17 protein-coding genes and 1 tRNA gene are annotated in these 18,707 nt (G+C 71.1%); 9 read left to right on the top strand and 9 right to left on the bottom strand.

Annotated features, from left to right (window positions below; genetic code table 11):
- Positions 1 to 245: 245 nt before the first annotated feature.
- Entirely contained in the window at positions 246 to 671 is a 426-nt protein-coding gene (locus ACIHAD_RS34825) for a MarR family winged helix-turn-helix transcriptional regulator (RefSeq protein ID WP_397358963.1), read from the bottom strand.
- Positions 672 to 738: 67 nt separating this feature from the next.
- Between ACIHAD_RS34825 and ACIHAD_RS34820 the strand changes: the two genes are divergently transcribed.
- On the top strand, positions 739 to 1,380 hold the full coding sequence (locus ACIHAD_RS34820) for an MBL fold metallo-hydrolase (protein WP_397358962.1): 642 nt from the start codon (positions 739 to 741) through the stop codon (positions 1,378 to 1,380).
- Between the two features lie 678 nt (positions 1,381 to 2,058).
- Here the strand turns inward: ACIHAD_RS34820 and ACIHAD_RS34815 are convergent.
- Positions 2,059 to 2,700: a DsbA family protein gene (locus ACIHAD_RS34815; protein ID WP_397358961.1), complete on the bottom strand. Its 642-nt coding sequence runs from the start codon at positions 2,698 to 2,700 to the stop codon at positions 2,059 to 2,061.
- Between the two features lie 16 nt (positions 2,701 to 2,716).
- Positions 2,717 to 2,914 (bottom strand): hypothetical protein, encoded by a 198-nt coding sequence (locus tag ACIHAD_RS34810; RefSeq protein WP_397358960.1) that lies wholly within the window; start codon positions 2,912 to 2,914, stop codon positions 2,717 to 2,719.
- 281 nt (positions 2,915 to 3,195) lie between these two features.
- Between ACIHAD_RS34810 and ACIHAD_RS34805 the strand changes: the two genes are divergently transcribed.
- The 4 genes from ACIHAD_RS34805 to ACIHAD_RS34790 all read left to right on the top strand — a co-directional run bounded on the left by ACIHAD_RS34805 (position 3,196) and on the right by ACIHAD_RS34790 (position 5,496).
- On the top strand, positions 3,196 to 3,762 hold the full coding sequence (locus tag ACIHAD_RS34805) for a MauE/DoxX family redox-associated membrane protein (protein WP_397358959.1): 567 nt from the start codon (positions 3,196 to 3,198) through the stop codon (positions 3,760 to 3,762).
- Complete coding sequence (locus tag ACIHAD_RS34800; protein WP_397358958.1) at positions 3,759 to 4,313, top strand: hypothetical protein; 555 nt, start codon at positions 3,759 to 3,761, stop codon at positions 4,311 to 4,313. Before ACIHAD_RS34805 ends, ACIHAD_RS34800 begins: the two co-directional genes overlap by 4 nt.
- Before the next feature lie 98 nt (positions 4,314 to 4,411).
- Positions 4,412 to 4,714: a hypothetical protein gene (locus ACIHAD_RS34795; RefSeq protein WP_357703959.1), complete on the top strand. Its 303-nt coding sequence runs from the start codon at positions 4,412 to 4,414 to the stop codon at positions 4,712 to 4,714.
- 206 nt (positions 4,715 to 4,920) lie between these two features.
- A complete protein-coding gene (locus ACIHAD_RS34790) occupies positions 4,921 to 5,496 on the top strand; it encodes a hypothetical protein (RefSeq protein WP_397358957.1) in 576 nt (191 codons plus the stop codon).
- A 38-nt stretch (positions 5,497 to 5,534) separates the two neighbouring features.
- Here ACIHAD_RS34790 and ACIHAD_RS34785 read toward each other — a convergent pair whose 3' ends face one another.
- Positions 5,535 to 6,119, bottom strand: coding sequence for a hypothetical protein (locus ACIHAD_RS34785; protein ID WP_397358956.1), 585 nt, complete (start codon positions 6,117 to 6,119; stop codon positions 5,535 to 5,537).
- Positions 6,120 to 6,158: 39 nt separating this feature from the next.
- Positions 6,159 to 7,148, bottom strand: a complete 990-nt coding sequence (gene selD / locus ACIHAD_RS34780; RefSeq protein ID WP_397358955.1) for a selenide, water dikinase SelD — start codon at positions 7,146 to 7,148, stop codon at positions 6,159 to 6,161.
- 186 nt (positions 7,149 to 7,334) lie between these two features.
- Between selD and ACIHAD_RS34775 the strand changes: the two genes are divergently transcribed.
- From ACIHAD_RS34775 to selB, 3 genes are all read left to right on the top strand, one after another.
- Positions 7,335 to 7,430 (top strand) — tRNA-Sec (locus tag ACIHAD_RS34775).
- 120 nt (positions 7,431 to 7,550) lie between these two features.
- A complete protein-coding gene (locus ACIHAD_RS34770; protein ID WP_397358954.1) occupies positions 7,551 to 7,910 on the top strand; it encodes a rhodanese-like domain-containing protein in 360 nt (119 codons plus the stop codon).
- On the top strand, positions 7,901 to 9,643 hold the full coding sequence (gene selB / locus ACIHAD_RS34765) for a selenocysteine-specific translation elongation factor (protein ID WP_397358953.1): 1,743 nt from the start codon (positions 7,901 to 7,903) through the stop codon (positions 9,641 to 9,643). The genes ACIHAD_RS34770 and selB overlap by 10 nt, the downstream gene beginning before the upstream one ends.
- Here the strand turns inward: selB and ACIHAD_RS34760 are convergent.
- Entirely contained in the window at positions 9,630 to 10,727 is a 1,098-nt protein-coding gene (locus tag ACIHAD_RS34760; protein WP_397358952.1) for a hypothetical protein, read from the bottom strand. The genes selB and ACIHAD_RS34760 overlap by 14 nt on opposite strands.
- Before the next feature lie 312 nt (positions 10,728 to 11,039).
- On the opposite strand from ACIHAD_RS34760, the gene ACIHAD_RS34755 reads away from it, so the two are divergent.
- Positions 11,040 to 12,020 carry an ArsR/SmtB family transcription factor gene (locus ACIHAD_RS34755; protein ID WP_397358951.1) on the top strand — a complete coding sequence of 327 codons (981 nt, stop codon included), beginning with the start codon at positions 11,040 to 11,042 and terminating at the stop codon, positions 12,018 to 12,020.
- A 265-nt stretch (positions 12,021 to 12,285) separates the two neighbouring features.
- Here ACIHAD_RS34755 and ACIHAD_RS34750 read toward each other — a convergent pair whose 3' ends face one another.
- The 3 genes from ACIHAD_RS34750 to ACIHAD_RS34740 form a co-directional block, all read right to left on the bottom strand.
- Positions 12,286 to 12,525, bottom strand: coding sequence for a hypothetical protein (locus ACIHAD_RS34750; RefSeq protein ID WP_397358950.1), 240 nt, complete (start codon positions 12,523 to 12,525; stop codon positions 12,286 to 12,288).
- Positions 12,522 to 12,698 (bottom strand): hypothetical protein, encoded by a 177-nt coding sequence (locus ACIHAD_RS34745; protein WP_397358949.1) that lies wholly within the window; start codon positions 12,696 to 12,698, stop codon positions 12,522 to 12,524. Before ACIHAD_RS34745 ends, ACIHAD_RS34750 begins: the two co-directional genes overlap by 4 nt.
- A 321-nt stretch (positions 12,699 to 13,019) precedes the next feature.
- Positions 13,020 to 18,707 carry a hypothetical protein gene (locus tag ACIHAD_RS34740; RefSeq protein WP_397358948.1) on the bottom strand — a complete coding sequence of 1,896 codons (5,688 nt, stop codon included), beginning with the start codon at positions 18,705 to 18,707 and terminating at the stop codon, positions 13,020 to 13,022.

Below are 18,707 nucleotides of genomic sequence, written 5' to 3'. Positions count from 1 at the left end.
GCCGCGGGAGGCCCCTTCCCCCGACCGCCACCTCTAGGCCAGGCGCTTTCCGCGCACCACCTTCCTGTCGAAGGACCTGCCATGACTCTTCCGCCTGTCTCACCCGACGGGGGCTACTACGGCGGCTACGGCTCGCGGAAACCGGACACCCCTCCCGCGGCTCGAAAGCCTTGGCGGTGGCTGGGGTGGCTGCGGCGTCGGCTGAGCTGGGCGAGGTCGGAACGCCGCGCCGCACGGATCCGCTGTCACCGTCCGGTCAGGTGGCTGGTCAGGCGGGCCAGCAGGGAGACGCATTCCTGGAGTCGCCGCTGCTCGTCGGAGCTGAGCGTGTCGCGGATGGCGGTGTCGAGCGAGGCGGCGCGCTGGGCGCGTTCCCGCTGGAGGCGGGCGCGGCCGAGGTCGGTGATGTGCAGCAGGAGCTTGCGGCCGTCATGGGGATGAGGCTCGGCCCGCACCAGGTCGTCGCCGAGGAGTTCCTTCACGGATTTGGCGGCTGACTGATGGGTCACGCCGCGCAGGTGGGCGAGGTCGGCCGTGGTTCGCGGGCCGCCGCGATCGAGGTGGCCGAGGATGGCGGCCTCCCCGGGGGGCATGGTGTCGGCGGCCCGTACGGCGCGGACCAGGTCCCCGATCACCTGCCGCAGGTCTTCAGCCAAGGCGTCGTCGTCCATGGCCTCATCCTACCCTTACTATGTAATCAGGTTGTACAGTTTGATTGTATAGTTGAAAGGTGGGGACATGCATCTCACCAAGTTCGGCCACGCCTGCGTCCGCGTCGAGAAGGACGGCCGCCGCCTGGTCATCGATCCGGGCGGCCTGACCGAACCGCAGGCGCTGGACGGCGCCGACGCGATCCTGGTCACCCATGAGCACTTCGATCACTTCTCCGAGGAGACGCTGCGCAGAGCCGCTGAGGGCAACCCGGCCCTGAAGATCTGGACCAACACCTCCGTCGCCGGGCGGCTGGACGGTCTGGGCGCGCGCGTCACCCCCGTAGGGGAGGGGGAGGTCTTCGCCGCGGCCGGCTTCGAGGTGAAGGTCCACGGGACATGGCACGCCCTCATCCACCCCGACATCCCGCGCGTCGGCAACATCGGCTTCCTCCTCGACGGCGCCCTGTTCCACCCCGGAGACGCGCTCACCGTCCCGGACGCCACGGTCGACACCCTGCTGCTTCCCGTGCACGGCCCCTGGTCCACCACCGGACAGCTCATCGACTACGTGCGCGCGGTGGCCCTACGGCAGTCCTACGCCGTCCACGACGGCGCCCTCAACGAGGTGGGCACCGCGATGGTCGGCGGCTTCCTGGGCGGCGACGGTTCCGGCATCGGGCCCCGTTACGACCGCCTGACCGTGGGCGCGTCCGTCGGGATCGGCTGAAGTCGCAGCACATGGAACCCCCGGCGACCTGGCCGGTGAGCTTTTCGCCGCACGTAAGGGGCGTTTGACAACTTTTGTTCTTATGGACAGATGGGGAACGCCCGACGGACAAGAGACCGCAGGTCGCGAGGGGCGCCGGGCGCGGCGGTACGATCCGCAGCGCAGCAGGCGGATCCTGGACGCCGCGCTGGAGGCGCTCGTCATGGACTGGGTGGCCGGTACGTCGAACAACGCACAGCCGAGTACGAAGCCCTCTTCGCGGCGTAGCCCGGCGACTCTGCGGGTCCCGCGGCTCGCCATGCCGACGTCCTCCGGCAGCAGGGCGGCGCGGCGTGCGCGCTGGGCAGGCCGGCCGCCGACCTTGACCGGCGCCACCCTCGCGGCCGGGGTGCCGCACGCGCTGACGGGTTCGCTTGATCCCCATGGCCGGCACGCCGAGTGCCTCCCATTTTCGAAGCCCGCTCCTCGAACACGCTGTGGTTCCTTGCCGACGACCATCGGACAGCGGGCGCGTCGCTCGCCACGGGCCCGCTCCTGCAAGGGAGCAGAAGCACATTTCACCCGGGTGGGAGCTGGTCCGTCCACTCCGCGTCGATCGTCGAGATGCCGTCCGGGTCATAGGCCATTCCGCCTCGAACGGGGGCGGCCGCGGCAGGCGTCGGCCAGATGCGGTGCCCCTCAGTCGAAGGACGGTCTGACGCTCCGGTCGCGGCTCCGCTTGAGCTCGAAGAAGTCCTCGGTCCCGGCGACCAGGACCAGTCCGTCCCAGAGCCGGCCGGCTGCTTCGCCACGGGGGGCCTGCCTGATCACCGGGCCGAACAGGGTCATGCCGCCGATGCGGAGAACGGGAGTCCCGACATCGAGCCCCACCTCGTTGAAGGCCTCGTCGTGGGAGTCCCTGATGAGCTGATCGAACTCCTCGCTGCCGGCGGCTGCCGCGAGCGCAGCGGGCAGGCCCGCCTCTGTGAGGGCCTCGGGGATGACTGCGGGGTCATCGCGACGTCCTTGGTTGTGGAACCGGGCGCCGATGGCGGTGTACAGCCGGCCGAAGACTTCGCGGCCGGCGTACTCGGCGGCGGCCGCGCAGACCCGCACCGGCCCCCAGGCCTCCTCCATCTGGTTCCGGTAGTCCTCGCTCAGCCCCTCGCCCTTGCGCTGGACGAGGTTCAGGTGGGCCAGCGACATGAGCCGCCAGTCGGCGTGCACCGGCCGGACCTTCTCGACCTCCAGCAGCCAGCGTGAGGTGACCCACGCCCAGGGGCACAGCGGATCGAACCAGAACGGGACCTCGACGAGCTCCGACTCTTTCGTGATCGTCATAATGCCTTCTTTCCTCTCAGACCGGTCTCGCACGCCTCCTCCTGCCTACAGAACCGATACCGAACAGCCCGCCTTGGGTGGGCAGGTCGCACCTGGCGATGCGGCCCACGATCTTCACCAGAGCCTCGGCCGACCCGTCCAGCCGGATCTGCGGTCGCTCGCGCACCTCGGCCTGCTCGGGCCGCACCCTGCGCCACAACGCCAAGACGATCACCCCCTCTTGCATCGGGGTAACAGGCCCTTCAGGGTAAGTGGAACCGCACGAGCCGGTGAGAGGCAGCACAACTACGGAAAAGCGTCGCTTCCCACCTTCGACGCCTTTACCGGCAAGACACAACATCCGCCGTTTCGGTTCGGCGCCGGTCAGCACTTGCTCAAAGCACGACCGGCCGGGCGCCGTTCTCGGCTATCCCGCGAAATCGATCTTGTCAAGAGTTGATCATTTAAGGCCAGTACCATACTTTTTCGTTCATCCGACCCTGACGGGAGCGACGGATGAATCTGAATGCGGCAGTTGTGACCGGAACCGCTGCTCAGGTCGTACTCATCGTGGTTTTCCTGATAGCGACACTGTCGAAGACCATAACCCACCGCGAACTCGGCCGGACCATCGCACAACTCGGTCCGGCGGCTCTGGGAAGGCACGCCGCGATCGCGGTGATCGCCGCCGAGATGCTGGCCGTGATCGGCCTGACGGTGGCGCCGTCCGCCTTGTGGCCCCGAGTGCTCATCGTGCTGCTGGCGCTGGCGTTCGCCGGCGCCGGGATCCGCGCGCTGAGCCGCGGCGAGAAGATCAAGTGCGGTTGTTTCGGGAACGGCGGCGCGGTGCTCGGCTGGCGCCAGGTGCTGTACCTCCCGCTGTGGTTGGCGCTTGCGGTGCTGGCCGAGGTGAACCCGCCGACCTGGACCGGGCAGGAGGGCTTGCTCGGCCTGGCCGTGGCGCTGCTCGCCATGGTCGTCTGGAAGCTGAGGGCCGAAGTACGCCTGATGCGCCCGCTGCGGGAGGACCGGATGGTGCTTCCCGACCCCACCCAACCCGAAGCGGAGGTGCACGCCGCATGACGACGGTGCTGCTCATCGTGATCTGCCTGCTGGCCGTGGTGCTGTTCGTCCAGATCGGCGCGCAGGTGGAGCTCTTCCAGCAGGTCAAGCAGATCCGGGGCTACCTCGACATGGAGGACAAGCCCACCCCGGTGGAGCTGGGAACCCTGGAGGGGGCCCCGCCGAGCCGCTTCGGCCTGCCGGCGGCCCTCGACGAGGCCGAGCGGGCCATGGTGCTGTTCCTCTCCAACAAGTGCGAGACCTGCCACAACCTGGCATCGGCGCTACGTGGGGGAGCGGTGCCGCCATCGATGTGGGTCGTGGTCGTCCCGGTGTCCGGGGACGGCAACGAGTTCATCGCCGAGTTCGGGCTGTACGGCGAGCGGGTCATCCTCGACGAGGACGAGCGCATCGTCGGCAGCATCGGGCTCGACATCACACCCGTCGCGCTCCACGTCACCGAGGGGAAGCTGACACGGGCCCACACGGTGCCGACGGTCAGGCAGATGTACGCGGCCGCCCCTGTCCCCTACAAGCACAACCTGGCCGGCAAGCCCTCCGTACGGCACTGATCCGATTTCACCCCACGGCCAGAGAGGCCAAGATGGACCATCTCCACAAAATGTCGGAAGGCCCGGACGCGTCGAACCGGCGAGGATTCCTCGGCTGGATGGGCAGGGTCGGTGTCGCGGCGATCGGCGCGGTCGCGGGCGCGACCGTGATGACCAAGCCGGCGGCGGCGGCGAACTGGCGCTGCTGCAACCTCGCCCTCCCCAACACCTTCTGCAAGACCAACAGCAGCGGACAGTACGTCTGCCCGTCCGGCTACAGCATGAAGGTGTGGCAGTGCTGCAGCGGCTCGGCGCCGTACCAGCGGAAGTACGCCTGTGGTGAGTGCACCAAGGGCGCGGACTGCGGTTCGGGCCCGTTCATCTGCTCGGCCGGCTGGACCGTCAACGCCAACGGCTGCTGACAGCGACCGGGTGGCCGGCCGGGAGCGATGGCCGCGGCCGGCCACTCCGGATGGAGGATGTCGTGTCCTTTGACACCTGGCTGACCTTCGCGCTGCTCCTGCTCATCGCGAGCGCGGGCTTCGCGCAGTTGTTCAGCTTTTGAGGCCTTTCCTTCGTCGGATATCTCCGCCCCCTGGTCCAGGGGAGAGTTCCCGGGGAGAAGCCCATGTACCGGCCGATCCTCATGCTCATGCTCGGCTTCAGCCTCTCCGCGCTGCTCGCGTACGGGCTGGTGCACCTGCTCGGTTCCGGCCTGCTCGGTTCCGGCCTGTTCGGTGGAGCGTCAGGGACGGGCGCCAAGCTCGCCGCGGCGACGGTGATGCTCGCCTGCCTGGTCATCGACTCCGGCCTGTTCGGGCTGCGCACGCCCATGTGGCGGCGCCAGACTCCGCAGCAGCATTTCTACCGGTTCGGCCCGGCCAGGGGAGCACTCCTGTGGGGGCTGGACACCGGCCTGGTCCTGACCACGTTCAGGGTCACCTCGCTCACCTGGGCGGCGCTCGGCGTCACGCTGTTCGGGCTGGTGCCGTGGTGGGCGGGTCTGGCCTACGCGATCGGCTTCACCTGGCCGGGCTTCGCGCTGGTCGCGATCGTGCCACCGTCGAAGGACCTGGTGGAGATCCCTGAGCCGATGTGGCTGATCGACTGGCTCATGGAGAAGGAGAAGCCGGTCAGGCGGCTGGCGCTGGGCCTGCTCACGGTCGCGTTCGCCAGCGTCGTCGCCTCGTCGTTCCTCGGCTGACGCGCCGCCCGCCGCTCGCGCGGGCGGCGCGTCACAGGTCAGCAGGCGCCGTTGAAGAAGGAGACCTCACGCCGGACGACGGGCTCGCCCGGCACCCGGAACTCCAGCGGAACGCACCTGGGCTCCTTCACGTAGAAGCCGCCCACGAACATCGTGTCGTGGTCGGAGCACGCGGTGAAGGACACCGAGTGATCGGCATCGGCCGGGGTACGGGCGTTCCTGGACGGCTCGGAGTAGAGCAGGCCCGCGCTGTCGTGGAACTTCGCCGGGATGGACACCGTGATCGTCTTGCCCTTCCTGACCAGCGCGCCGACCTTGAACCTGTGGTCGCTTCCGTACTGCTCGGCCCGGGCGTCGCCCCACGCGAGCAGCCCGGGGATGAGCAACGGCCCCACCACGAGGTCGTCCGGCGCGGCGGTGCGGCTCGCGGTCTTCTCTCCCGGGAACTCCCCGTTGCGGTTGCCGCAGTTCAGCACCCGCGGATTCTCCAGGCTTCCCGGGCGCCCGGACGTCTGCGCCGCCGCTCGCGCGTCGGCCTCCCCGGCGGCACAAGCGGTCAAGGACGGCAGCAGCGCCACCAGCGCCGCCCAGGTCGATCCCCTGCGTACACCTTTGAAGATCATTATCCAGTTGTACACCTCGTCGCCGGAGGTGGCCAGACGTCAGTGGATCACGACGGCGTGCCGTCCGCGGGGGATCAGCTCACCGATCACCGGGGCCCCCGGGATCTCCCCGGCGACCAGGAGTCCGCCGGAGGTCTGCGCGTCGGCGAGCAGGAGGAGGGTCTGCTCGTCCACCGTCCCGGTGTCGGTGTGCGGGGCCACCCAGTCCAGGTTGCGGCGCGAGCCGCCCGGCACATAGCCGTCGCGCACGGCCTCGCGGGCGCCCTCGATGAGCGGAACGGCCGCCGCGTCGATCACCGCGGTGACGCCGGAGGCTCGGGCGAGCTTGTACAGGTGGCCCAGCAGGCCGAAGCCGGTGACGTCGGTGACGCAGCGGACGCCGGCTTCCAGCGCGGCCTGGGCGGCGTCGGCGTTGAGCCGGGTCATGACCTCGATCGCCTGAGGGAAGACCTCGCCCGTTGCCTTGTGCCGGTTGTTCAGCGCGCCGGAGCCGATGGGCTTGGTCAGCGAGAGCGGCAGCCCGGGGCGGCCCGCGTCGTTGCGCATCAGCCGCGCGGGGTCGGCCAGCCCGGTGACCGCCATGCCGTACATGGGCTCCGGCCCGTTCACGCTGTGCCCGCCCGCCACGTGGCACCCGGCCTGCCGCGCGACGTCCGCGCCGCCCCGCAGCACCTCCCTGGCGATCTCGTACGGCAGGCCGTCCCGGGGCCAGCACAGCACGTTGAGGGCGACGAGCGGCCGGCCGCCCATGGCGTAGACGTCCGAGAGCGCGTTGGCGGCGGCGATCCGGCCCCAGTCGTAGGGGTCGTCGACGACCGGCGTGAAGAAGTCCGCGGTGCTCACGATCGCGGTGCCGCCCTCGATCCGGACGACCGCCGCGTCGTCCCCGGTCTCGGTGCCGACCAGCAGTTCGCCCAGCGGATCGCCGGGCGGCTCCGAGCCGAAGCCGGCGAGCACGCTCTCCAGTTCGCCCGCGGGGATCTTGCAGGCACAACCGCCGCCCTGCGCGTAGTGCGTCAATCGCTGCATGATCGTAATGTACAGATATGTCGATCATGGTGTGAGCCCGGAGCGTGACCGCCGCCTCCTGGACCTGCGGGCCGTGGCCGTCGAGGACGAGGGCCTGTTCGACGCCGTGGTCACCGTCTGCAAGTGAGCGGCTCGGCGTAAGAAAGATCTTCAGTCGGAGCCCCGGAGAGGGCTAAGATCACCAGCGGAGGCGTCCGGGTGCCTGGTGGCCCTCTCGGTCTTCAAAACCGATGGCGCCGAGCAACTCGGCGCGGCGGGTTCGATTCCCGTCCGCCTCCGCCAGCCCTCACCCCTGGAGTCCTTCTGAGCATCGACGCGTTACTGGCTCGGGCGCGTGCCGGGCTGCGCCGCCTGTCGCCTGCCGAGGCCTTCGCCGCGGCGAGCCGTGGTGACGCCCTCATCGTGGACACCCGGCCGGAATTCCAGCGGCGCAGCGGCGGCGAGGTGCCCGGCGCCATCGTGATCGAACGCAACCATCTGGAGTGGCGGCTCGATCCCCGTTGCGACGCGCGGATCCCCGAGGCCACCTCGGCGCACATCCGCTGGATCATCCTGTGCGACGAGGGATACTCCTCCAGCCTCGCCGCCTCGGCCCTCAGGCAGATCGGGCTGGCGAACGCCACCGACGTGGTCGGCGGCTTCCAGGCGTGGACCGCGGCCGGGCTGCGGGTGAGCCGTCCCGCCGCCCTCGCCCGGCCGCGCGGTCCGGGCGAACCAGGCACGGACACGAGGCTGACGGCCGCCGAGCGCGCATGTGGGTGATCGCCACCGCCGGGCACGTGGATCACGGCAAGTCGGCCCTGGTCCGCGCGCTCACCGGGATGGAACCTGACCGCTGGGCCGAGGAACGACGCCGGGGCATGACCATCGACCTCGGCTTCGCCTGGACCACGCTCGGCTCGGGCCGGCAGCTGGCGTTCGTCGACGTTCCCGGGCACGAGCGGTTCGTCACCAACATGCTCGCCGGCGTCGGCCCGTGCCCCGCGGTCATGTTCGTGGTGGCGGCGGACGAGGGGTGGCGGGCCCAGTCCGCCGAGCACCTGGCCGCCCTGCACGCCCTGGACGTACGGCACGGCCTGCTGGTGGTCACCCGCACCGACCTCGCCGAGCCCGGACCGGCACTGGAGGAGGCCCGCCTCCACCTGGAAGGGACGAGCCTGTCGGGGATCGACGCCGTCCCCGTCAGCGCCCGGACCGGGCAGGGCCTGCCCGAGTTGTCCGCCGCGCTCGACCGGCTCGCGGCCGGGCTCCCGGAACCGCGCCGGGACGGCCCGGTGCGGTTGTGGATCGATCGGGCGTTCACCGTCACCGGGGCCGGAACCGTCGTCACCGGCACGCTCACGCACGGCACGCTGCGGGTGGGCGACGAACTGCTCGCCGGGTCGGACCGGCTCCAGGTCCGCGGCCTTCAGACGCTCAACCAGCGGCGGGACGCGGTGCCGGCGACGGCTCGCGTCGCCGTCAACGTCAGGGGCGCCGATCGCGACACGCTGCCCCGGGGCACCCCGCTGCTGACCCCGGACGCCTGGATCACCACCCAGTCCGCGGACGTGCGGCTGGAGCCCGGCGCGGACGTCGGCCGGGAACTCGTCTTCCACCTGGGCTCCGCCGCCGTTCCGGTCCGGCTGCGCCCTCTGGGCGCGGGCACGGCTCGCCTCACCCTCGCCCGGCCCTTGCCGCTCAGGGCCGGTGACCACGGCCTGCTCCGCGATCCGGGCCGCCGGATGATCGCGGCGGGGGTGCGCGTCCTTGACGTGCGGCCCATACCCCTGCGGCGACGGGGGGCCGCGGCGGTCAGGGGGGCCGCGCTCGCAGGAGTGACCGTGCCCACCGCCGCGGACCTGCTGCGCTGGCACGGACTGCTGAGCCGGGCCGAGCTGACCGCGATGGGCGCCGCCCCTGGTGGACCGCCGGTGGCGGGCGACTGGTTCGCCGACCCCGGCCATTGGTCCGAGCTGCGCCGCAGCCTGACGGAGCAGGTCTCGCAGCGCGACCAGGGGATCACCGTGGAGGCCGCCGCCCGGCTGCTCGGCCTGCCCGACCGGCGGCTGGCACGGGCGCTCGTCGCCGAGCCCCTGACGATCAGAGCAGGGGTGATCGTCAACGGCGACCAGGCGCGGGCGCCGATGCCGCCGCCGGTCGAGCAGGCCGTCGCCCGGCTGCGGACCGACCTCGCCGGCCGTCCCTTCGACGCCCCCACCGTCGAGCGCCTGGCCGAGCTCAAACTGACCGGCGCCGCCCTCACCGCGGCCGTGCGGGCGGCGGCGTTGCTGCCCATCGGGAGGAACGTCGTCCTCCTGCCGGACGCGCCGGGGCTGGCGGTAGCCGTGCTGAGCACGCTGCCCGCGCCCTTCACCGTCAGCCAGGCCCGCACAGCCCTGGGAACGAGCCGCCGCGTCGCCGTACCGCTCCTGGAGTACCTCGACGCCCAGGGTCACACCCGGCGGGTCGACAACGAGTCCCGGATCTGCGTCCCACCCGTCAGCGCCAGATGACGGCCTGGGTGCCGAGACCGGTGTTCCAGTAGTAATCGATGAAGCCGACGACCCAGCCCCGGTTGTTGATGTCGAAAGCCTGGGAGGAGTCCACCCTCACGTCGGCGGGCAGCGGCAGCCTGCGGGGCAGGGCAGTGGGGCCGGCCCAGAGGGCGGCGAAGCCGTACACCTCGCCGGCCTTGCTGTAGGAGCCGACGATCTGGCCGCTGTCGTTGATGGCATCGGCGCCGGAGTAGTCGGAGGAGCCGGCCGGCACGGGGAGGGCCGTCATGGCGGAGCCGTCCCAGAAGAAGCCGCGGCGGCGGCCGTCGGTCGTGTCGGAGTTGCCGACCACCTGGCCCAGATTGTTGATCGAGCCGGGGGAGCTCAGACCGCCGAGCGTGCCGAGTTCGCGTCCCGTCCCGTCGTGCCACAGATACGCCCGGTACGTCGACAACGGCAAGCCGGCGTCACTCACCGTGTAGTTGTCGGCGCCCACCACCTGGCCCCGGTCGTTGACGGCGTTGGCCGTCACACCGGGACGGCGGTCGATGACGGTCTTGACGTCACCGGACAGCAGGAAGGCTCGTTGTTCGGTGAAGCCGGGGGAGGGCGCGTAGGTGGCTATGACGTGCCCGCGGGCGACGTCCGCGCTGCAGAAGCCGGGGGCGCCATGCGCACCGAGATCGGTCATCCTGCCGTTCTGCCACAAGAACGGACTCCACTCGCCCGAGTCCAGTTCGCTGCAGCCGACGATGCGCCCGTCGTCGTCGATGTCGGAGGCGAAGCTGCCCTGGCCACCGAGCGTGCCGAGATCGGTCATCTTGCCGTTCTTCCAGAGGAAAGCGTGGCTGAGCCCGGACTCCAGCGAACTGTCCCCGACGACGTGGCCGTGGTTGTTGATGCCTCGGGCGACGCTCCACGTACCGCCGAGGGTGCCGAGGTGGGTGGCGCGCAGCGGTGCCGCCGTGTCGGCCGCCGTGTCGGCCGCCGTGTCGGCCGCCGTGTCGGCCGCTGCGGCTGCCGGGGAGGCGAGCGGCGCCGAGCACGTGAGCGCGGCCATGGTCAGGGCCGTGGCCATGAGAGGACGGAGGGATCGACGCATGCTGAACGTCCCTTCGGGAGGTGCGGAACGGTGTCGTGATCAACGTAAGGGGCCCTTGGCCGGAAAGTTCTCACCACTTCCTTACGCCTGGTCTCCAATCACAACCGCCGGCGGCGGGAAGATCGCCCCATGGGGTGACCGTTGTCATGGAAGGCGGGCACGTACCCGCCAACCAGCGGTGATCGATCCGATCGGCGAGTGACCAGCACCAGTCGTGCCGACGTCCGCACCATCTCTTCGGCCGGGCACCGAAGAGTCGCCAAGTCAACCGGGCCGATTGCCTGAAATCGATCTTCCATGGACGATGGGCGCATGCGCCTGGAATTCCAGGTGGCCGACCTCGCGGCCACCCGGTTCACGGTCTCGCCCCTCAGCCACGCGATCTTCGCGGCCTTCAGCGTCCACCATCCCGAACTGACCGAGAAGGGCTCGGTGTGGCGGGACATCGCCAGGACGGTGCCGAGCCGGACGCTGCCCCTGCTGGACATCCTCAACCGCGGCGCGTCTCGCGTCACCCTGCACGAGGGCCTGGTGACGTCCGAGGTGGCCCCGCCGATCGAGACCGCCGCGCTCTCCGACGAACTCGACGTCCTGGCAGCCCTGGACACTCCGCCGGGGGAGCGGGAGTTCGGCGGCGACCTGTGGCGCTTCAGCGGGGTGCCGGGCCGTCCCGACCTCGACCTGGACCCTCAGCGGTTCCGCCGGGCCCTGGCCGACAGCGTCTACGTGTTCTTCCACCGTTTCCTCGCCCCCGAATGGCCGGGCATGCGCCGCAGGCTGGAGGCCCGGCTGGCCGCCTACCAGGAGACCGTCGCCCGGATCGGGCTCGGCTCGGCGCTCAGCACGCTCAGCCCGCGGCTGACCTGGGACGGGCGCGGCATGGTGATCGAGGGCGGCCCGCCGGTCGCCGTCGACCTCGGCGGGCGCGGCCTGCAGCTCCAGCCGATCCTCGGCGCCTCGCCCCGCTACCTGGGCATCGCGACCACCCGCGACCGGCGCAGCTCGCTGCTCACCGTCCCCATGTTCGACGGCGCCCGGCAGGCGGCGCCGTCCCCGGCCTTCGACACGCTGGCGGCGCTGGTCGGACGAGCGCGGGCGCGGGTGATCCGGGCCATCGGCCCCGGCTGCCGCACCGACGAACTGGCCGGGCGGCTCAACGTCAGCGCCTCCACCGCGTCCGGGCACGTCAGCGTGTTGCGCAACGCCGGGCTCATCACCACCCGGCGCGCCGGCCAGGCCGTCCACCACCACCTGACCACCCTCGGCACCCGGCTCCTGGAGGTCAACGGCTGAACATCGGCGTACTCGAAGTAGTCGATCGACTGCCTTGCCAACGAGCGGCGGGCCTGCAGGTCGGCTTTCTGCAGGAGATCGACCATCCGTCTCATACGTTCACGGCCCTCGGCCGGACGGCCTCCGGATCGGGGCCCATGCGGCGCAGTTCGGCTGCGGCCCGCCCGTTCTGTCCGCGGGCCGCATCGGGAGAAGCGGCGCCGCTGCGCGGGCCGCGGCCGGCCGCGCGGGGCACTCGCGCCCGCGCGGCCGGAGTGCGGGTCCGTCACCCGATGGCGTACGCCCGGGTGATGGTCTGTGTCACGCGGTCACCCGCCGCGTCCGTGACCCCGGCGCGCAGTGAGACGAACCCGGGGGCGTCCGGGTTCGCGATCCGCGCCTTCCAGCCGGAGCCGACGCGGGTCAGCCGGACCGGCCGCCAGTTCGCCCCGTCGTCGAAGGACGTCTCAAGCGTGATGGTCGTGGCGCGCGGTGCGGAGGCGCCGGGGTTGCGGTGAAGGCTCACCGGGATGACGGTCGTGGACCCGCGTACGACAGGTCGTCCGGAATTCCGCCGGTGCGGTAGTCGACCAGGTCGTAGCGGTACGGGCTCGGCGTGGCGTCCTTCTTGTGCCACCCCGAGGCCGGTGGAACGAAGCAGTCGGTGCCGGACTCGGGGCTGGTGGAGAACGGTTCCATGACGGAGCCGGGCAAGGCGACCCTGAACGTGTACGAGGGGTCCGAGCCGCAGGAGCCAGGCGGTCGCCGCGGCGAGAACTGCCCGACGTCCTAGGCACGCGGGCCGCCACCCGAGTCGGGTGCGGGAGGGCTGCTGCCCGCACGGGCGCCGGGCAGCAGCCTTCTCCCTGCGAAGCCGAGCAAACTGGGCAAGCAGCCACGGGCGCGGCGAGGTGCTGGTCAGGTCGAGGTCGTAGGCGGCGTGGACGCGACGGTCGATGGCGAGCTCGCCCACCTTGAGGAGAACGTCGGCGCGGCCCAAAGTCGGTCAACTCGCCGGAATCAGCGCGCTATCACGCCGGGATGCGCGGCCTCGAAGGCGGCGAGCCCTTCGGCGGTGAGCCTGAGATGAAGGCCACCGGCGACGTCCACCATCAGGGGCTTGTCCTTGCCGTAGAAGACCAGGGAGACATCCAGCTCAAGGTAGGTGTTGTCGTGCTGCTCCTCCAGGAAGTTGCGTTCGACGATGTTGGCGTTCCGCGACGCGGCCTCGTCCGCCGTCTTCGTGTTGCCGCCGACGCCGCCGAAGCCGAGGGCTCCGTCCTCCGAGCCGGCGGACCCGCCCGCTCGCGCCGCCACGCCCCGGCCCTGCTCCTGGCCGTGCCCGACCGTGCTCATGGTCTGGGCGTAGACCCGCTGCTTGACCAGCGCGGTGGTGATCTCACGCGCTCCGGTGACGTCGATGCCCACCCTGCCGATCCCCGGGATCTCGTAGTCATGCGCGAGCAACTGCTCCAGATGGGCGCGCATGGTCCGTTCCTTGGTGGCTTCGGCGAGTGACATGCCGGCCGGGCGGGAGAGCTCGAATCCGTCGGGCCGGTCGGCCAGGGACGGGACCTCGCCCCGGAGTCTCGGCCGCACCGCGCTCATCGGCGCCCACTGCTCGACGAGCGTGGCGGCCGGGAACGCGACCTGGCTGACGTCCCCCTTGGGCACGCCGTCACCCAGGGTGGCGGACATCGGGTTGGGCCCCGCCGTGTCCGCCCAGCGCGGATCCGCGGCGACGACCGGCGTACGCCCCGTGACCGGCGTGCCCTGCGGCACCTCCGTGGTGAGGTGGCCCGGCACCAGGACGCCGACCTCGCCGTCCGCGACCGCCCGGGACGTCGAGGTGACCCCGGCATGCCGGTCGAACAGCCTCCCGGCGCCGTCGTGCCCGGTCACCTCGCCCACCTTGAGCAGCACGTTGCGGGCCGCGTTCTGCACGGGCTCCAGGAGCGGGCGGACGGGGACGCGTTCGAGCGTGATCTCGTACCTGACCGGGTGCTTGAACTCCTGCGGGGCCTCGCGCGTCTGGTAGCGGTTGATCTCCTTCGCGATCGTGCCCCGCCCGTCCACGGTGTGGGAGTCGCGGTAGTTCGCGAACCCCGCCTCGGCTCCCCTGAGCTCGCCGTCCGAAGACTCCATGTAACGCGCGAGCGCCTCCGCGCCGCGGTCCGTTCCCGCCTCGCGCACGCTCAGGTCGCCGCTCAGGCGCTCGTTGCGCAGCATGAGGCCGGTGTCAGGACGCTCACCGACGTGGACGCCGTCGCCGATCTCGGCCGTGACCCGGATGCCCACGCGTTCGGTGACCCGGCCGTTCTCGTCCGTGACGAACAGCCAGGAGGACACGCCGTTCCCGCGGAGTTCGCCCAGTTTGGTGCCGAGCGCGCCCTGGCCGTAGTTGCCGCGCAGGTGTTCGGCCACCGGATGGTTCGTGAGCTCCTGGCCGGGACGGAGGAGGCCGTCGCGGCGGAGCAGCTCCAGGATCTCCGGCAGCACGGCCTGCGCGTCGAGGTGCTGGACGAAGGCGGTGTTCAAGGCCGCCTCGGGCGCCGTGTAGGCGCGCGTCGTGTCCCCGGACCGCCCGGCGGGCTCCACGGCCTCCGGACCGTCGAGCCCGTGACGGCGTGCCACCTCGTCGGGAAGCACGAGGTCCATGATCTCGTCCACCCGGACGTACGTGGTCGGGCCCTGCTCGACCGTTCCTCCGCCGGTCCTGGTGGGGGTGACCTCCAGGACCAGGTCCGCGCGGTACCAGTGGGAGGTGCTGCCGTCGGAGTAGGTGACCCGGGACACGTCGCTGCTGCCCAGATAGGAGCTCTCCACGGCACTGCGCTTCGCGGCGCCGTGCACGCCCGCCCGCGCCACGACCTTGCGCTCGGTTCCGCCGGCTTCCCCGGCTCCGCGCGCGGCCCCCGCGGCCTCGCCGTCGCTGCTGAGGGTGACGCGCAGGCCGGTCCTGGCGTGCCCGCCGACCGTACGCCGGCCGCGCTCGCCGTCCAGCGCCCTGGAGTTGCTGCTGGAGTAGCTCTCGTGTTCCACCCCGGTCTCCGACTTGACGTGCCGCACCCCGGCCACGTGGGCCTTCACGTGCACGTCGTGCCGCGACCCCGCATGGTCCGACACGGTGTAGTGCAGGCCGTCGGGATGAGACGTGATCATGGTTTCCAGGTTGATCACGTCGGTGGCGGTCTCGAACACCGGCGGCACGTCCAGCCGCTCCGCGGGCGCCGGCAGGTCCGCCCATCGGTGGTAGACCTCGGCCAGCGTCGAGGGAAGGTCAGGCATGGCCCCCATCCGGACGATGGCGGACAACTCGTCGGCACCGGGCCGCCACAGGTCAGCGGGCCGCTCGGTCGTCGACTCGATGCGTCCGAGATGCGCGACGTCCTGTGCGAGCACCGGCCTCTCCGGCAGGTGGACGTTCGGCACGAGGACCTCCGCCCTGCTGCCGTGCACCTCCCACGAGGTGTTCAGCGCCTCCGTGCCATCCCGCGAGATCCTCATCCTGACGTCGAAGGAGAGATCCCGCGTGACGGTGAAGCCGCCGCCGGTCTCCGTGCGGTCGTACCGCGTGTGACCCGAGGAGAAGCCGGTGCTGTCCGACTTCGTGCCGCTCCCGGTGAGGGACAGGTTCAGCGGGTCAATCTTGAGCCGGTCGTTCACGTCGAGGCGCGCGACACCACGCACCTCCGCACGGCCCGTGCGGGAGCTCTCCCGCTGGCTGGTGTCGGTGCGCGAGGTGATGCGGCGCTCGTTGACCGTCAGGTCGGACGCGCCGACCTCGTGCCGCCGGCCCAGCGTGCCCTCGGCCAGGATCTCGAAGGTGTAGCCGCCGATCGTCTTGTCGTACCTGATGCCGTGGAGGGCGTGCGTCAGGTCGGCTTCCAGTGCCACGCCGCCGAAGCGGCTCTCGACGTCCCGCACGACCTGCCGTCCGATCTCCGGCGGGAGGTCGGGCAGCGCCTGGTCGACGGCCCGGCGGAGCTCCGTGCTGAGCAGCGTCTCCGCATGGACGCGGACGCCGCTGCCGAGCCCCGTCCCGCGGCCGGCCGCGAGCGTCTCCGGCTCCAGGACGTGCGGGTCGTAGCCGCGGTTCGGGTGCTCGCCCCTGGCCGGTTCGTTGCGTGTGAACTCCGCCCGCACCTCGTCCATCTCCCGATGGAGATCGGCGAGCTTGCGCTGGATGTCGTTGAACTCTCCCAGCGGGCGCAGGTCGTGCCCGAAGACGTCCTGCTCCATCCGGGACGCGTCGCGGGTCGGGACGATCAGCTCGGCGTTCACCTCCACCTCGAAGGTGCCGAGCCTCTCGGTCTCGACCTGCATCCGCATCCGGGCGTCGTACATGGTGACGTCGCCGAGCCTGGTCAGGACGGTGTGGTTGCCGTGCGACCTGTTGGTGGACGTCACATGGTCCGTCCCGAAGCCGAGCCCGCCGACGGCCCTCGCGGCGACCTCCGCGCCGTCCCCCAGAGGCAACCCGATCTTGCCGCCCGCGTGGACGCCGACGCTCGCGCCCTGCCGATGCGACGTGCCCTCGCTCTCGCGCCGCCCCAGGTCGTCCCGGAACATCGTCTCGACCGGCGAGCGCCCGGTTCCGTCGATCGGCTCGACCCGCGTGATCTCGCTGGTGATCCTGACGGAGTCCTCCTCCGACCGCAGCAGCGAGGTCTTGTACCGGATCGCCTCGGACGAGACCCCGCTCGACAACACCGACTGGCTGCGGTTCTTCATCCCCTGCTCGCTGAGCAGGCTGGAGGTGAGATGGTCGGTGATCCTGACGACCTCGCCCGCGGGCAGCCCGGCCGCCAGTCCCCGGCGCTGCACCTCCAGCACGAGAGGCGTGACGTCCAGTCCGGTGATGGCGATCCCGTGGTCACGGAACCTGTGCCCCGCCCCTTCCGGCACCTCGTGGCGGGGGAGCGGCGAGGGGTGGTCGGCGCTCAGCAGCGGCCCTTCCCGGGTGAACTGCTTGGGGAAGGGGATGGTCAACGACAGGTCGGGGACAGCCGCGGTCTCTGTGACCTTCTCGCCGTCACGGTAGACGTCGAAGGAGATGTCCGTGGCGAAGTAGTCATGGGCGGGGGAGATGGCCTTGTGCCCGCTGATGACCTCGACGCCGTTCGTGTGGGTCGTCCGTGTCGTGCTGCTGATGCCCGAACGGGGCAGGGCGTTCGCCTCGGCCTCGTCCGGCGAGTGGTAGAGCCCCTTCATCAGCCCTGCGGTCCGATCCAGTGAGGAGCCCCGCGAGGACTTGCCCTCCACGCCGTCCCCGCCGAAGGCGACCGGCTTCTCCGGGGCCAGGCTCGGCTGCTCCACGTGCGTGAACTCGCTCGGCCTGAGCTTGAGGTAGATCACCTTGTCCCCGACGCCGAGCGCCACGCCTCTTTGGAGGTGGTTGGTCCATACGTCGCGATCGCTGCTGGAGAGCGCCTCCGTCAGCCAGAGGCGGATCACGGCTCGTTCCCGCGGGACGATGCCCGTGATGCCGGCGGTCATGGCCTGCGCCGCCGCCCTCGGGTCCACCGGCACCCTGACGTCGTGCACGGCCGTCTCGCCCAGGGCGCCGATCTCGACGACGCGAGGCGGATGGATCTCGGGCCGCGGCATCCCCGTGTCGGCGGACGCCAGCCGGGACGTCAGACCTTGGAGCACGTCGGACGGCAGGTCGGGGCTGTGCCAGGCGGGCGACTCGATGGTCTTCCGGTTGTGGTTCACCGCCTCCTGGACCGCGTCCGCGCCGGTTCGGGGCCCGTGCCCTCCGTCCGCGCCGGTCCCGGGCCCGTGCCCCGGCCCTCCGTCCGGGCCGGAAGGCAGGGGTGAGGCCAGGTGTTGCCCATCCGCGCCGAGCGCGCTGGACGTGATGCCCTTGGCCAGCAGGTCCCAGCTGAAGTTCCCCTGGGCCAGCATGGTGCCGGCCGTCGTGATCCCGCCGGTCAGGGCGAACTGCCCGGCCTGGCCGTACAACGAGGAGTGGGCCGCCGCCAGCAGCTTCTCGGCCGTGGACATCTCGGCCCTGGTCAGACCGGCCCGCAGCGTGGGCGTGGCCAGGCGGCTCAGCCCGCCCGAGACCAGTCCCATGAGCCCGCCCATGGCGGCGCCGCTCGCCGCCGAGATCGCGAGCTGACGGACATCGATGTCGTCCCTGCGGCCCTGCAACATCTGGGTGCCCTGGATGCCCAGGTCCATCCCGGTCACGATCCCGGCGAACAGCAGCATGTTGCGCCGGCACTGCCTGGCGATCTGCGCGACCGTCAGCCGGGCGAGCTGCAGCCGCGGTGGAATGAGCGCCAGACTCGCCCCGCCGCTGGCCAGGGCGGCGGCCAGCAGATGCCCCAGTTGCACGATCAGCAGCCAGACGGTGACCTCGATCATGTACTTGGCGTACTGGATCTGCACGCCCACGCCGTTGAGCGCCACAGCGGCGTCCACCAGCCGCTTGACCGCGAGGGCGACCTGACCGCCCGCCACCTTGTCGACGTGGGCGGCGAAGGCGAGATGGGCCTCCCCGTCCCAGTCCTTGCCGATCCTGCGCGCGCTGCCCGGCAGGTCGGCGACCGTGCCCTCGACGAGCCGGTGTGCGGCGATCACGCAGGCGTCGGCCAGCCGGAAGCAGCCGGTCTCGTCCCCCTCCGGCCAGTCCATGCCGACCACCCAGCCGATGTACGGCTTGGCGAACTCGGGCACGAGGAACCCGTCGAAGCCCAT

The sequence above is a fragment of the Nonomuraea sp. NPDC052265 genome (assembly GCF_044547985.1).
Classification (GTDB): Bacteria; Actinomycetota; Actinomycetes; order Streptosporangiales; family Streptosporangiaceae; genus Nonomuraea.
The sequence above is the reverse complement of the archived record's forward strand: the minus strand, read 5'-3'. Positions and strand labels throughout refer to the sequence as shown.

Excerpts from the sequence above, each read along its gene's own strand:
- ACIHAD_RS34795 (WP_357703959.1), top strand. The coding sequence starts at position 4,412 with ATGGGCAGGGTCGGTGTCGCGGCGATCGGCGCGGTCGCGGGCGCGACC.
- ACIHAD_RS34785 (WP_397358956.1), bottom strand. The coding sequence starts at position 6,119 with ATGATCTTCAAAGGTGTACGCAGGGGATCGACCTGGGCGGCGCTGGTG.
- ACIHAD_RS34745 (WP_397358949.1), bottom strand. The coding sequence starts at position 12,698 with ATGGAACCGTTCTCCACCAGCCCCGAGTCCGGCACCGACTGCTTCGTT.
- selD (WP_397358955.1), bottom strand. The coding sequence starts at position 7,148 with ATGCAGCGATTGACGCACTACGCGCAGGGCGGCGGTTGTGCCTGCAAG.
- ACIHAD_RS34805 (WP_397358959.1), top strand. The coding sequence starts at position 3,196 with ATGAATCTGAATGCGGCAGTTGTGACCGGAACCGCTGCTCAGGTCGTA.
- ACIHAD_RS34755 (WP_397358951.1), top strand. The coding sequence starts at position 11,040 with ATGCGCCTGGAATTCCAGGTGGCCGACCTCGCGGCCACCCGGTTCACG.
- ACIHAD_RS34740 (WP_397358948.1), bottom strand. The coding sequence starts at position 18,707 with ATGGGCTTCGACGGGTTCCTCGTGCCCGAGTTCGCCAAGCCGTACATC.
- ACIHAD_RS34815 (WP_397358961.1), bottom strand. The coding sequence starts at position 2,700 with ATGACGATCACGAAAGAGTCGGAGCTCGTCGAGGTCCCGTTCTGGTTC.
- ACIHAD_RS34800 (WP_397358958.1), top strand. The coding sequence starts at position 3,759 with ATGACGACGGTGCTGCTCATCGTGATCTGCCTGCTGGCCGTGGTGCTG.
- selB (WP_397358953.1), top strand. The coding sequence starts at position 7,901 with ATGTGGGTGATCGCCACCGCCGGGCACGTGGATCACGGCAAGTCGGCC.
- ACIHAD_RS34825 (WP_397358963.1), bottom strand. The coding sequence starts at position 671 with ATGGACGACGACGCCTTGGCTGAAGACCTGCGGCAGGTGATCGGGGAC.
- ACIHAD_RS34760 (WP_397358952.1), bottom strand. The coding sequence starts at position 10,727 with ATGCGTCGATCCCTCCGTCCTCTCATGGCCACGGCCCTGACCATGGCC.
- ACIHAD_RS34790 (WP_397358957.1), top strand. The coding sequence starts at position 4,921 with ATGTACCGGCCGATCCTCATGCTCATGCTCGGCTTCAGCCTCTCCGCG.
- ACIHAD_RS34820 (WP_397358962.1), top strand. The coding sequence starts at position 739 with ATGCATCTCACCAAGTTCGGCCACGCCTGCGTCCGCGTCGAGAAGGAC.